Annotated in this window: 13 protein-coding genes; 7 read left to right on the top strand and 6 right to left on the bottom strand. The window is 54.9% G+C overall.

Features of this window, described 5'->3' with window-relative positions:
* Nucleotides 1–43: 43 nt before the first annotated feature.
* Both E6C74_RS19680 and E6C74_RS19675 read right to left on the bottom strand, forming a co-directional pair.
* A complete protein-coding gene (locus E6C74_RS19680) occupies nt 44–982 on the bottom strand; it encodes an acyltransferase (protein ID WP_136487751.1) in 939 nt (312 codons plus the stop codon).
* Between the two features lie 113 nt (nt 983–1,095).
* Nucleotides 1,096–2,619: a YifB family Mg chelatase-like AAA ATPase gene (locus E6C74_RS19675; protein ID WP_136487750.1), complete on the bottom strand. Its 1,524-nt coding sequence runs from the start codon at nt 2,617–2,619 to the stop codon at nt 1,096–1,098.
* 485 nt (nt 2,620–3,104) lie between these two features.
* On the opposite strand from E6C74_RS19675, the gene ilvG reads away from it, so the two are divergent.
* The 5 genes from ilvG to E6C74_RS19650 all read left to right on the top strand — a co-directional run bounded on the left by ilvG (nt 3,105) and on the right by E6C74_RS19650 (nt 9,640).
* A complete protein-coding gene (gene ilvG / locus E6C74_RS19670; RefSeq protein WP_136487749.1) occupies nt 3,105–4,751 on the top strand; it encodes an acetolactate synthase 2 catalytic subunit in 1,647 nt (548 codons plus the stop codon).
* A gap of 12 nt (nt 4,752–4,763) precedes the next feature.
* Nucleotides 4,764–5,048, top strand: coding sequence for an acetolactate synthase 2 small subunit (gene ilvM, locus E6C74_RS19665; RefSeq protein WP_136487748.1), 285 nt, complete (start codon nt 4,764–4,766; stop codon nt 5,046–5,048).
* A 12-nt stretch (nt 5,049–5,060) separates the two neighbouring features.
* Complete coding sequence (gene ilvD / locus E6C74_RS19660) at nt 5,061–6,902, top strand: dihydroxy-acid dehydratase (RefSeq protein ID WP_136487747.1); 1,842 nt, start codon at nt 5,061–5,063, stop codon at nt 6,900–6,902.
* A 3-nt stretch (nt 6,903–6,905) separates the two neighbouring features.
* Entirely contained in the window at nt 6,906–8,438 is a 1,533-nt protein-coding gene (gene ilvA / locus E6C74_RS19655) for a threonine ammonia-lyase, biosynthetic (protein WP_136487746.1), read from the top strand.
* A gap of 221 nt (nt 8,439–8,659) precedes the next feature.
* A complete protein-coding gene (locus tag E6C74_RS19650) occupies nt 8,660–9,640 on the top strand; it encodes an MDR family oxidoreductase (RefSeq protein ID WP_136487745.1) in 981 nt (326 codons plus the stop codon).
* Between the two features lie 20 nt (nt 9,641–9,660).
* On the opposite strand, the gene E6C74_RS19645 is transcribed toward E6C74_RS19650, so the two are convergent.
* Nucleotides 9,661–10,614: a LysR family transcriptional regulator gene (locus E6C74_RS19645; RefSeq protein WP_136487744.1), complete on the bottom strand. Its 954-nt coding sequence runs from the start codon at nt 10,612–10,614 to the stop codon at nt 9,661–9,663.
* 133 nt (nt 10,615–10,747) lie between these two features.
* Nucleotides 10,748–10,933 (bottom strand): hypothetical protein, encoded by a 186-nt coding sequence (locus E6C74_RS19640; protein ID WP_136487743.1) that lies wholly within the window; start codon nt 10,931–10,933, stop codon nt 10,748–10,750.
* 137 nt (nt 10,934–11,070) lie between these two features.
* On the opposite strand from E6C74_RS19640, the gene tusA reads away from it, so the two are divergent.
* The gene (tusA, locus tag E6C74_RS19635) at nt 11,071–11,319 is read left to right on the top strand and encodes a sulfurtransferase TusA (protein WP_136487742.1); all 249 of its coding nucleotides are present in this window, start codon (nt 11,071–11,073) and stop codon (nt 11,317–11,319) included.
* Nucleotides 11,320–11,448: 129 nt separating this feature from the next.
* Here the strand turns inward: tusA and E6C74_RS19630 are convergent, their stop codons facing one another.
* Together E6C74_RS19630 and E6C74_RS19625 are read right to left on the bottom strand one after the other, a co-directional pair.
* On the bottom strand, nt 11,449–11,709 hold the full coding sequence (locus E6C74_RS19630) for a hypothetical protein (protein WP_136487741.1): 261 nt from the start codon (nt 11,707–11,709) through the stop codon (nt 11,449–11,451).
* Between the two features lie 97 nt (nt 11,710–11,806).
* Complete coding sequence (locus E6C74_RS19625) at nt 11,807–12,361, bottom strand: TMEM165/GDT1 family protein (RefSeq protein WP_136487740.1); 555 nt, start codon at nt 12,359–12,361, stop codon at nt 11,807–11,809.
* 415 nt (nt 12,362–12,776) lie between these two features.
* Between E6C74_RS19625 and glyQ the strand changes: the two genes are divergently transcribed.
* Nucleotides 12,777–13,694, top strand: a complete 918-nt coding sequence (gene glyQ, locus E6C74_RS19620) for a glycine--tRNA ligase subunit alpha (RefSeq protein ID WP_136487739.1) — start codon at nt 12,777–12,779, stop codon at nt 13,692–13,694.
* Nucleotide 13,695 lies beyond the last annotated feature (1 nt).

Raw genomic sequence — 13,695 nt, 5'->3', positions numbered from 1 at the left:
CCATCCCCAGAATGGGAAGGTGCTGCCCTCAGGCCCGGTCGTCCTACTTACCGACAGAGACGCTGGGCTCTTGCACCTGCGGCGTGCTGTCATGCTCAGCGCGCACGGCATGAATTTGGGCCAGGCGCTGGTCCTTAGCCTGCCATACACTACCCAGCCAACGCTGAAACTGACGCTTGTACCGCTTGTCATTAAAGTAGTCGCCACGGACCTGCTCATCGACCGGCAGTACTTCAATCTGGACCACAATACGCTTCATGCGTCCCATCAGCATGTCACGAAACGGCTTAGCACTATTGTCCGGATAAGCCAGGGTCACATCGATAATATTGGAGAACTGCTCCCCCATCGCCGCCAGAGTATAAGCAATGCCGCCGGATTTCGGCGTCAGTAAATGCTGATAAGGCGAACGGCTGCGCTGCTGCTTGTCACTGGTAAATCGAGTGCCTTCGACATAGTTCACCACCGTGGTCGGGTTATGTTTGAATTTTTCGCACGAACGGCGCGTGGTGGCCAGATCCTGTCCGCGCTTGTGCGGATGGCGGATCAGGTATTCACGTGAGTAGCGGCGCATAAACGGCATATCCAGCGCCCAGCAACCCATGCCGATAAACGGCACATACAGCAGTTGCTGCTTAAGGAAAAATTTCGGCATCGGGATGCGATCTTTAAACACGCTGCACAACACGACAATATCGGTCCAGCTGAGATGATTACTCATTATCAGATACCAGCCCTGCTTATGCAGTTGCTCTCCGCCTTCAATCTGCCACTCCACCCGGTTCGACACGGTCAGAATCACCAGATTCAAACTGGCCCACAGCCACATCACTTTATCGGCTATGCACGTCGCCGCCGTTTTCAGCCTGACGCTCGGCAGCAGCACCTTGACCAGCGCAATGGCACAGATCAACACAGACGCAAACATGGTGTTCAGCACCACCAGCAGCACATTAAGTATCAGTAAAGGGTAAGCCAGCATAATCGGAACCGGGGTCAGATATTTGAATAAAAAAACAGCGCGCTATTATACCCGCTCACCCAGTGAATGAAATATCCGCGCCAATGGTCAGAGTAGCCGTGCTGACAGACTATCTACACCGATTGCGCAGTGAGTTGTTTCAGTAACCGGTCCATAGCGCGGTAACCGAGCGCTTCCGCCAAATGCACGCGCTGAATGTGCGCTTCTCCCTGCAGATCGGCAATGGTGCGCGCCACTTTAATGATACGGTGATAAGCCCGGATCGACAGCCCTAACTGATGCAGCGCGTTTTCGAGAAATTCCGCATCCGCCTGGTTAAGCGGACAAAATTGCTCGATTTCGCGACTCTGCAGCAAAGCATTGACCTTGCCGCTGCGCGCCAGCATCACTTCACGCGCCTGCTGCACGCGCTGTTTGACCATAGCGGTCGCTTCACCGCGATCGCCACCATGCGCCAGCGTACCTTTGGGCAGCGCCGGAATTTCAATCGACATATCAAAGCGGTCCAGCAGCGGACCGGACAGACGACTCAGATAACGCAGGATCATCTGCGGATTGGCACGGGCCTGATTGCCTTCGTAATAACCGGTCGGGCTGGGATTGAGCGCTCCGACCAGCTGAAAGCGGGCCGGAAAGCGGGTCTTACCCTGCGCGCGGGAAATAATGATTTCGCCCGACTCGAGCGGCTCACGCAGCGAGTCGAGCACTTTACGTTCAAACTCCGGCATTTCATCTAAAAACAGCAGGCCGTTATGCGCCAGCGAGATTTCGCCCGGACGCGGAATCGTGCCGCCGCCGACCAACGCTGCCATCGAGCTCGAGTGATGCGGGGCGCGAAACGGCCGCAGTTTCCAATTATGCTGATTGATCTCCTGCTGGGTCAGCGACGCCACCGAGGCCGTCTCCATTGCTTCAGCATCGCTCATCTGCGGCAGCAGATCGCACAAGCGCGAAGCCAGCATGGTTTTGCCAGTGCCGGGCGGGCCGAGGAACAGTAAATTATGATTACCGGCTGCCGCTATCTCCAGCGCGCGCTTCCCCTGATGCTGACCAATTATATCCTGCAGGTCGCGATTCGCTTGCGGGACACTCTCGGTCGCCTCACTCTGAAACAGTGACAAGCTCTGCTGACCGCACAAATCCGCGCACACCTCCAGCAGAGTCTGCGCCGAGCGATGGCGATCCGCGCCGACTAAGGCCGCCTGATCGCCATTATAATGCGGCACCACCAAATGACGCCGGGCCTGATTAGCCGCGAGCGCCGCCGGCAGGACACCTTTTACGCTGCGGATTTCTCCCGACAGCGCCAGTTCACCGATAAATTCATGCTCATTCAGCTTACTGTCCGGGATCTGCTCTGAGGCCGCGAGAATACCGAGCGCAATCGGCAGGTCAAAACGGCCGCCCTCTTTAGGCAGGTCCGCCGGGGCCAGATTGACGGTAATCCGCTTGGCCGGAAATTCAAATTTGGAATTGATGATCGCACTGCGTACCCGGTCGCGCGACTCTTTAACAGTGGTCTCTGGCAGTCCGACCAGAGTAAAACCCGGCATACCGTTACTGATGTGCACTTCCACAGTCACCTCCGGAGCCTGAACGCCGATACTGGCCCGGCTGTGAATAATCGCAAGTCCCATGTCTATCCTTAGTGATTGATTAAAAACCATTCAGCCCGGCTATTCGCTTGCTTACTCCGCGCCTGACTGGTTATATAACCCGGCGCACAAAAATCGGAATATGAAAAAAGAATGAGTTTTTGCTTGTCAGATAACGGAAATGTGTGTTACCACTAAGGACGCAAACACTTTCGTACTCAGGTACGACAATTATTCAGAATAAGTAAGATGAATTTATACGCCCGTTTCAACTCTCTGATTAGCCTTATTATCGTGGTCCTGATTATGACCGCGCGGGGGCTTGTGGGCGCAAAATAAAGACCAGATTCAAACAACCCCCGCACTGAAAAGTCCGGGGGTTTTTTTGCAACTGAATAGACTTAAAAAAGCACATACTGATGATAATTTACTCAGTATAATAGGAAGAATGGGAGCCCGCACATGACGTGCAAGCACAACACAACAACACAAAACAGCGAGTCGGATCGCTGCCAGGGAGGCCTACGATGACAGGTGCACAATTAGTCGTAGCCGCATTAAGACAGCAGGGAATCAAAACCGTTTTTGGTTACCCCGGCGGCGCCATCATGCCCATCTATGATGCATTGTATGATGGTGGTGTTGAGCACATTCTGTGCCGACACGAGCAGGGAGCAGCTATGGCCGCTATCGGCATGGCAAGAGCCACACAGGACGTGGCAGTATGTATGGCCACTTCCGGCCCAGGCGCCACCAACTTAGTCACCGGCCTGGCCGATGCTTTCCTTGATTCCGTTCCTCTCGTTGCTATTACCGGTCAGGTTGCCAGTTCCCACATCGGCACCGACGCCTTCCAGGAAATGGATGTGATCGGTATGTCTCTGTCCTGTACCAAACACAGTTACCTCGTTACCGATATTAATGAACTGGCACCAACGCTGGCTGAAGCGTTCGAAGTGGCCAAAACCGGCCGCCCTGGCCCGGTCATCGTTGATATCGCTAAGGATGTGCAACTGGCTCAGGCGCCGACCACCGTCCTGCCTGCCTTTACTCCACCAGCCATGCCACAAGTCACCGCAGACCAGCTGAGCGAAGCTCAGGCACTGCTGGCACAGAGCAAGCGTCCGGTGCTGTATGTCGGCGGCGGCGTACAACTGGCGCACGCCACGGAAACGGTACGCGAATTCCTGCGCTTAAACCCGATGCCTTCGGTCAGCACCCTGAAGGGCCTTGGCACCATCGAACGTCACGACCCGCACTACCTCGGTATGCTGGGCATGCACGGCACTAAAGCCGCTAACCTGGTGGTTCAGGAAAGCGATCTGCTGATCGTGGTCGGCGCCCGTTTTGATGACCGCGTGACCGGTAAACTGGATACGTTCGCCCCGCACGCTAAAGTGATTCACATCGACATCGATGCGGCTGAATTCAACAAACTGCGTCAGGCGCACGCCGCGCTGCGTGGTGACATCAATGTCATCCTGCCACAGCTGGAGCTGAGCCACGACATTTCACCCTGGGTTCACCACAGTGAAAGTCTGCGCAGTGGGTTTAAGTGGCGTTACGACCACCCGGGCGAGCCGATTTTCGCTCCGCTGCTGCTTAAGCAGTTGTCTGACATGATGCCGGACAGCACGATGGTCTCAACCGACGTCGGCCAGCACCAGATGTGGGCTGCGCAGCATATTCAGCCGCGTCAGCCACAAAACTTTATCTCTTCCTCGGGCCTTGGCACCATGGGCTTCGGTCTGCCGGCCGCGATGGGCGCGGCAGTAGCCCGTCCTGACGACCAATCCGTTCTGGTGACCGGTGACGGTTCATTTATGATGAACATCCAGGAGCTGGGTACGCTGAAACGCCGCCAGATCCCGGTCAAGATGGTACTGCTCAATAACCAGCGTCTGGGCATGGTACGTCAGTGGCAGTCACTGTTCTTTGACGGCCGCCACAGCGAAACCATTCTCGATGACAACCCGGATTTCATCATGCTGGCTAAAGCTTTTGATATCCCTGGTAAAACCATCACCCGTAAACAAGAAGTGGAACCGGCACTGCAAGAAATGCTGGCCAGTAAAACCGCTTACCTGCTGCATGTTGCCATCGACGAAGAAGAAAACGTCTGGCCGTTGGTACCGCCGGGCGCGTCCAACAATGACATGTTAGAGAACACCTAGGAGACGCTCACTATGCAAAGATATCTACTCGACATTAAAGCAGACGACAAACCGGTCCTGCTGGAGCGTGTACTGCGTGTCGTGCGTCACCGCGGGTTCATCATTCGTCAGGTTGCCGCCACTCAGAACCATGAAAGCAGAATTGCCAGCGTGGAGATCATCGTCGACAGTGATCGACCAATCACCACCCTGACCAACCAGATTGAAAAATTATGGGACATTCGCAGCGTCGACGTTACGCCGATCAAAAGCAACGAACTCCCAAACAACAATTTACAGCAAAAAATTTGCGCTTAAGGAAGAGACAATATGCCTAAGTATCGTTCGGCGACCACCACTCACGGTCGCAACATGGCAGGTGCCCGTGCACTGTGGCGCGCCACTGGCGTTAAAGATGAAGATTTCGGCAAGCCGATCATCGCCGTGGTGAACTCGTTCACCCAGTTCGTCCCCGGCCACGTTCACCTGAAAGACCTGGGTCAGATGGTGGCACGTGAAATCGAAGCGGCTGGCGGTATCGCCAAAGAGTTCAACACCATTGCGGTCGATGACGGCATTGCGATGGGTCACGGCGGCATGCTGTACTCACTGCCATCACGTGAACTGATTGCCGACTCGGTGGAATACATGGTCAACGCGCACTGTGCCGATGCCATGGTGTGTATCTCCAACTGTGACAAAATCACTCCGGGCATGCTGATGGCGTCGATGCGCCTCAACATTCCGACCATTTTCGTGTCCGGTGGTCCGATGGAAGCGGGTAAAACCAAGCTGTCTGATCAAATCATCAAGCTCGACCTGGTCGATGCCATGATTCAGGGCGCCGACCCGAAAGTATCCGATGAGCAGAGCGAACAGATTGAACGTTCAGCGTGTCCGACCTGTGGTTCATGTTCCGGTATGTTTACCGCCAACTCGATGAACTGCCTGACCGAAGCGCTGGGCCTGTCCCAGCCGGGTAACGGTTCACTGCTGGCCACCCACGCCGACCGTCAAGAGCTGTTTTTGAGCGCTGGTCGCCGCATCGTCGAGCTGACCAAGCGTTACTACCAGCAGGATGACGAAACTGCCCTGCCGCGTAATATCGCCACCAAAGATGCGTTTGAGAACGCGATGGCACTGGATATCGCCATGGGCGGTTCAACCAACACGGTACTGCACCTGCTGGCCGCAGCACAAGAAGGTGAAGTGGACTTCGACATGACGGATATCGACCGCATGTCACGCCTGGTTCCGCACCTGTGTAAAGTGGCGCCGTCGACGCAGAAATACCATATGGAAGATGTGCACCGCGCCGGTGGCGTAATGGGCATTCTGGGCGAGCTGCAACGTGCCGGCCTGCTGCACGATGACACCCGCACTGTACTTGGCCTGTCGCTGGCTGAGCAGCTGGCGCAGTACGATGTGATTCAGACCGACGCTGAAGAGATCAAAACCTTCTTCCGCGCTGGCCCGGCCGGGATCCGTACCACGCAGGCATTCTCACAGGACTGCCGCTGGGACACGCTGGATGACGACCGTGAGCAAGGTTGTATCCGCACCAAAGAACACGCCTTTAGTCAGGATGGCGGTCTGGCGGTGCTGAAGGGCAACATCGCCCTGGACGGTTGTATTGTTAAAACCGCCGGTGTAGATGAAAGTATCCTGAAATTCGAAGGCCCGGCGGTGGTATTCGAAAGCCAGGAAGATGCGGTTGAAGGCATCCTGGGCGGTAAAGTGAAATCCGGTGACGTGGTGGTGATCCGCTACGAAGGACCAAAAGGCGGCCCGGGCATGCAGGAAATGCTCTACCCGACCACTTACCTCAAATCCATGGGGCTGGGTAAAGAGTGTGCGCTGCTGACTGATGGCCGCTTCTCCGGCGGTACCTCTGGCCTGTCGATTGGTCACGCTTCACCGGAAGCCGCCAACGGAGGTGCCATTGGCCTGGTGAAACAGGGCGATCGTATCGCGATCGACATTCCGAACCGCTCGATTTCACTGCTGATCTCAGATCAGGAACTGGAACAGCGTCGCAAGCAGCAGGATCAAATCGGCTGGCAGCCGGTTGACCGCCAGCGTGAAGTTTCATTTGCACTCAAAGCTTATGCCAGCATGGCAACCAGTGCTGACAAAGGTGCGGTGCGAGATAAATCTAAGCTAGGAGGCTAGCTTATGACGCTCACCCAACAAACCGGCGCAGATTATCTGCGCCAGGTATTGCGTGCTCCGGTCTACGAAGTGGCCACCGTCACGCCGTTGCAGGATATGCCGCGTTTGTCAGCGCGTATCGGCAACCAGGTACAAATTAAACGTGAAGACCGTCAGCCGGTGCACTCGTTTAAGCTGCGTGGTGCCTACAACATGCTGGCCAACCTGACCGAAGAGCAGAGAAACGCCGGGGTGATCGCTGCCTCCGCCGGTAACCATGCCCAGGGCATGGCTCTGTCCGGCACCAAACTGGGCGTACCAGCCACGATCGTGATGCCGCGCACCACACCCGATATCAAAGTGGCGGCCGTACGCGGCTTCGGTGGTAACGTGGTCCTGCACGGCAGTAACTTCGACGAAGCCAAAGCGGAAGCGGAGCGCCTGTCGGCCGAATTCGGCTACACCTTCGTGCCACCGTTCGATCACCCGCTGGTGATCGCCGGGCAAGGCACCATCGGCATGGAAATGCTGCAGCAGAACGGCCACCTCAACTACATTTTTGTCCCGGTAGGCGGCGGCGGTCTGGCGGCTGGTGTCGCAGTGCTGGTCAAACAGCTGATGCCGGAAGTAAAAGTGATTGCGGTTGAACCGGAAGATTCGGCCTGCCTGAAAGCTGCGCTGGATGCCGGAGAGCCTGTGGTGCTGGATCAGGTCAGCATGTTTGCTGACGGTGTTGCAGTAAAACGGATCGGCGATGAAACCTTCCGTCTGTGTCAGCAGTATCTGGATGGCCACATTACCGTATCAAGCGATGAAATCTGTGCCGCAGTGAAAGATATTTTCGAAGACACCCGTGCGATTGCTGAACCTTCGGGCGCACTGGCGCTGGCTGGTCTGAAAAAATACGCCGAGCAGTATGAGCTCAAAGATCAGAAGCTGGCCACCGTGCTGTCTGGTGCTAACACCAACTTCCACGGCCTGCGTTATGTGTCAGAACGCTGTGAACTGGGCGAAAAACGCGAAGGCTTGCTGGCAGTCACGATTCCGGAGCGCAAAGGCGCGTTCTTTGAGTTCTGCCAGATCATCGGCGGCCGGGCGGTGACCGAGTTCAACTATCGCTACAGCGATGACGAACTGGCTAACGTATTTGTCGGTATCCGCCTGCTCGGCGGTCCGGAAGAGCTGAAAACCATCATCAGCGAACTACGCCAGTCCGGCTATCCGGTTCAGGACTTGTCCGATGATGAAATGGCCAAGCTGCACATTCGCTACATGATTGGCGGACGTCCGTCCAAGCCACTCAAAGAGCGCTTGTACAGTTTTGAGTTTCCGGAATACCCGGGCGCGCTGCTTAAATTCCTCAGCACCCTCGGTACCCACTGGAACATCAGCCTGTTCAACTACCGTAACCACGGGGCCGATTACGGCCGTGTACTGTGTGGTTTTGAACTCGATGCTGACGATCTGAGCCGCTTCTCGGCGCACCTGGTCGAACTGGGCTATCAATATAAAGACGAGACCGATAACCCGGCCTATCGTTTCTTCCTCGCCAAATAGCGATGTCACCCTGCCTGCAGCCACCGCCCGCGGTGGCTGTTTTTTTACCATGCTCCACTCTTTATTCTCCCAGGACAGAAACCTCCCGCACATCCCCCTCAGATATAACCACACTATTATTATGCTTTTGATGCATAGATATAATGCTAAAGTTTCATTTAATTCATCAACCTATCAGGTCTACACTTAGCGGTATCTTTTATCCACCAGTGGAGAGCTCCATGTTTCAAGCTTTGATTCTCAACCAGGAAGACAAACGTACCATCGCCACTATCGAACAAATCGATGAAGCGCAGCTACCACCAGGCGAAGTGCTGATCGCGGTCGATTACTCTTCATTGAACTATAAAGATGGCCTGGCCATCACTGGCAAAGGCAAAATCATTCGTGAGTTCCCCATGGTACCGGGCATCGATCTGGCTGGGACTGTGCTGGAATCTGCTGATGAGCGCTATCAACCCGGCGATGCCGTGGTACTGACCGGTTGGGGTGTGGGTGAAAATCACTGGGGCGGCATGGCGCAAAAAGCGCGCCTCAAAGCCGACTGGCTGGTGCCGCTGCCTGCAGGTCTGGAAGCCCGCCAAGCGATGATGGTCGGCACCGCAGGCCTGACTGCCATGTTGTGTGTGCAGGCCCTGATTGACGCTGGCGTGCAACCCGACGCCGGCGAAGTGCTGGTGACCGGTGCCAGCGGCGGCGTGGGTTCTGTGGCGGTCACGCTGCTGTCCGCACTTGGTTATCAGGTTGCCGCAGTGACCGGACGCAGCGAGCAAAACAGCCCGCTGCTGCAACAGCTGGGTGCCAAGCGCATTATTGACCGCAATGAATTTGCCCAGCCGGCACGTCCGCTGGAGAAACAGTTGTGGGCTGGTGCGATTGATACTGTCGGCAGCCAGGTACTGGCCAAAGTGCTGTCGCAGATGGATTACAACAGCGCGGTCGCCGCCTGCGGCCTGGCGGGTGGCTTTGATCTGCCGACCACGGTAATGCCGTTTATCCTGCGTAACGTGCGTCTACAAGGGGTGGATTCGGTGCAGTGCCCGCGTGACAAACGTATCGCCGCCTGGCAACAGCTGGTGGATCTGCTGCCAAGCCGCTATTTCGACCAGGCGTGCCATGAAATCACTCTCGAACAGGCGCCGCAGTTCGCCGAAGAGATCACCAATGGCCAGATCACCGGCCGCGTGGTCATCAAGCTGTAATTCTCTCTACCGGAGCCTGCTCAGGGCTCCGGACTTTCCAGCCCCATCTCTGTCACCCGTGTGGCAATCAGTTTACTGCACTCCTGCTTGACCACTGCCCGCAGCCACTCCTGGGCCGGCGAATGGTGGCAGCGCGGATGCCAGATCATCGAGTAATCAAAAGGGGTAAAGGCAAACGGCAGCGGTTTCACCACCAAATTATGCCGTTCGGCGACCAGATACGCCAAATCGGCCGGCACGGTGATGATCAGCGGCATGGTGTCGATAATCGCCAGGGCCGCTTCCAGATGATAAGCGCGCAACACCATACGACGTGGCGGCAACCCTTGCAGCGCCTGCTCGAGCAGTGCTTTTACCCCGTCACTAATGGCGATCATCGCATGCGGCGCCGCCTGATAATCCGCCAGCGTCATAGTTTTCCGGGCCAGCGGATGCTGGCGCGACATCAGGCACAACACTCCGACCCGGCCGAGAATCTCACTGTGCAGCGGTTCAATCGAGTGGGTCGGACGGCAAATCGCCAGATCGGCCCCCTCGTAAGTTAGCTGATCGAGCAGCCTTTCATGCTGCAACGGCAGCAGCTCTATCGCGACCTGTGGCGCCTGCTGGTAAATACGCGGCAAGGCAAACGGCAAAATGGTCTGCATCGCATAATCGGTAGTAGCAATGGTAAAAGTCTGAGTGCAAGATGCGGGGTCAAACTCAAGCGGCGACAGCAACTGACGCAGCGACTCCAGCGGATCTCCCAGTGCCTGATTGATAATCAGAGCCTTTTCAGTTGGGATCAGATGCTGACCATGACGGGTAAACAGGGGATCGTCGAGTAGACTACGCAGCCGCCCCAACACCCGGCTCATCGCCGACTGACTCAGGCTGAGGCGCTCAGCCGCCTTGCTGACACTGCACTCTTCCACCAGAACCCGCAGCGCCACTAACAGATTCAAATCACGACGGTAAATATCTTCAAGTTCCACGCATAATCCCGGGTTGAAAAGCAATAAAGCAGAGTGTAACTAATAAACAAAAAAAATCCCGCCTTTCAGCGGGGAAGCCCAAGAAAACTGGGGATAGTGTCGGAATGTATCTGAGCGTAGTTTGACAAGTGTGTTAGTTTTCCTGCTCTTCCGATGTGCCTTGCCAGCGGCGCATCTCGAGCCAGATTCCAAAAAGCGAAGCACTTACACCAAATAATGGCATTAATGAGGTCTCAACCGGAGACCGCATAACGAGGGCGCAGAACGAAATAAAACACAGAACCGAATAGATGGTCAGTCTGTCTAGTGCTGTTAACATCTTGCACCCCTTCGAATTTTGTTACCAACTTGTTAACTAAATTAAAACAAAAAGATCACTTTGCCAAGTGGTTATTGAATATTTTTTCCTCACCAGTATCATCTGAGTCTGATTTGTGACATCAATTAGGTTTGACCATGACATTTAATCCTGAATTAGCCACGTTAACGTTAGAAGCGCAAGGATTACGCTGCCCCGAGCCAGTGATGATGGTCAGGAAGACAATGCGCACCATGCAAGACGGCGACGTACTGCTGATTAAAGCAGACGACCCGTCTACCACGCGCGATATCCCGAGTTTCTGCCGTTTTATGGACCACCAGTTGCTGGCAGCCAAGACCGATGAACTGCCCTACCAGTTCCTGATAAAGAAAGGCCTGGCGTGACGGCTGCTCCGGCCTGATTTAAAGCTCCGCTGCTGGTTTAAACCAGCAGCGCGGGAATCCCTCATCATCCACAATGATGGCTGGATACGGGTTAACGATCAAAAAAGGCTGCCTGAGGCAGCCTTTTGTTTAATCTTGTTGTTCCAGTGTGCGGATTTCGGCCTGCAGCCTATATAGCTGTTGCTGCATGGCACGCATCTCTTCATGCAGCGGAATGATGTGCGCGACGCGAATCCAGGACTCGACGGTTAAACCTGTCATGATAATGGCCCCCACCACCATGGGTAGCCACATATCGGTTAACGACATCCCCAGTAACGTCAGTGCCAGACCAAAGCTAAACAGATAACTCTGACTCTTGGCGCTCATTCCCATATAACGTGTCAGCATAAACCTTCCCTCTTGCGGTGATGGTTATCCTTACCCTAGCATGCTCTGCGGCCGACAAGTTTGGCCTCTGTCACGCTCTGAATCAGCTCACTCGGAATCAGAAAAAGGCCGCAGCCAGCGCCAGCACTAGGAACAGCGCCGCTGTCACTTTACGGATCAGGCCAAGCGGCATTTTATCCGCCGACAATTTACCGATCAGCACCACAGGCACGTTAGCCAGCAGCATACCAATCGTCGTCCCCAGCACCACCCAGGTCAGCGCATCAGCATACTGCGCGCCGAGAATCGAGGTCGCAATTTGAGTTTTGTCACCGATTTCCGCCACAAAGAAAGCAATAAAGCTGGCAACAAAGGGACCACGATTGGAGATCTCTTCATCATCATCGAGTTTATCCGGGATCAGCACCCAACCCGCCATCGCCAGGAAGCTGGCCACCAGCACCCATTTAAGAACTTCCGGCGCCAGGTAATCCGCTACGACAACACCGAGCCAGGCAGCTAACGCATGGTTGGCGATGGTAGCAGCAAAAATAGCGGCAATAATAGGAATAGGTTTACGGTACCGGCTGGCCAGTAACAGAGATAGCAGCTGGGTTTTATCCCCGATTTCTGCCAGCGCAACGGTAGTAATTGAAATAGCTAAAACGCTCACGACTTGCTCAATGGGGCGGGATTATTATAAAACCATAGACAAACGCCACGCCCCACCCCGGTTCGTGTTGTTTGTCTAAGGTCTTGCTAAACACAGCGTGTGCCGTGTCTCGAACGCCATGGTGATTTGGCACCAATTATGTTGACGGACGAACCGAACTGCGTGGCTGCAGGTTCGATAAGCTACTCCCCAAAGACGAACCGGATTCTATCCAGCCCAGACGCAGAGTACAAGCCTTGGGTGGCAAAAAAGCGACAAGTGGGAAATTTAAGCAGCTTAAACGACAAAAACTCCATTAAAAGAGATTTTTGCCGATTAATTAAGCAAGATTTCCTCTACTTTGTCGGGGCAGAACTCGGTATACTTGATTGTTATTTTTTATCACTTCAGACAAAAGAATCGCGCGAACCTGACTATGCAAAAATACGACATCAAAACCTTTCAGGGTATGATCCTCGCGCTGCAGGATTATTGGGCCCAACAAGGCTGTACCATCGTTCAACCACTGGATATGGAAGTGGGGGCAGGTACTTCTCACCCAATGACTTGCTTGCGTGCTATCGGTCCTGAGCCGATGGCAACAGCGTACGTTCAACCATCCCGCCGTCCGACTGACGGCCGCTACGGTGAGAACCCGAACCGCCTGCAGCACTACTACCAATTCCAGGTAGTGATCAAACCTTCTCCGGATAATCTGCAGGAACTGTACCTGGGCTCACTGGAAGTGCTGGGACTGGACCCGCGTGTCCACGATATCCGCTTTGTGGAAGACAACTGGGAAAACCCGACTCTGGGTGCCTGGGGTCTGGGCTGGGAAGTCTGGTTAAACGGCATGGAAGTCACCCAGTTTACGTACTTCCAGCAAGTGGGCGGCCTGGAATGTAAACCGGTCACCGGCGAAATCACGTACGGTATTGAACGTCTGGCGATGTACATTCAGGGCGTCGATTCTGTGTATGACCTGGTCTGGACTGACGGTCCGCTGGGTAAAGTGACTTACGGCGACATCTTCCACCAGAACGAAGTAGAACAGTCGACCTACAACTTTGAACACGCCGACGTCGACTTCCTGTTTGGTTTCTTTGATCAGTGTGAAAAAGAGTGTCAGCACCTGATCGCGCTGGAAAAACCACTTCCTCTGCCGGCTTACGAGCGCATTCTGAAAGCGGGCCACGCTTTCAACCTGCTCGATGCGCGTAAAGCCATTTCGGTCACCGAGCGTCAGCGTTACATTCTGCGTATCCGTAACCTGACCAAATCGGTAGCCGAGGCATACTACGCCTCACGTGAAGCTCTGGGCTTCCCGATGTGCAAACCATCCGACCAGAAGTAAG

It is taken from the genome of Vibrio sp. H11 (genome assembly GCF_004804295.1).
Lineage (GTDB): Bacteria > Pseudomonadota > Gammaproteobacteria > Enterobacterales > Vibrionaceae > Vibrio > Vibrio ostreae.
Note: the sequence above shows the minus strand (reverse complement) of the source record. Positions and strands in the feature narration are given on the sequence as shown.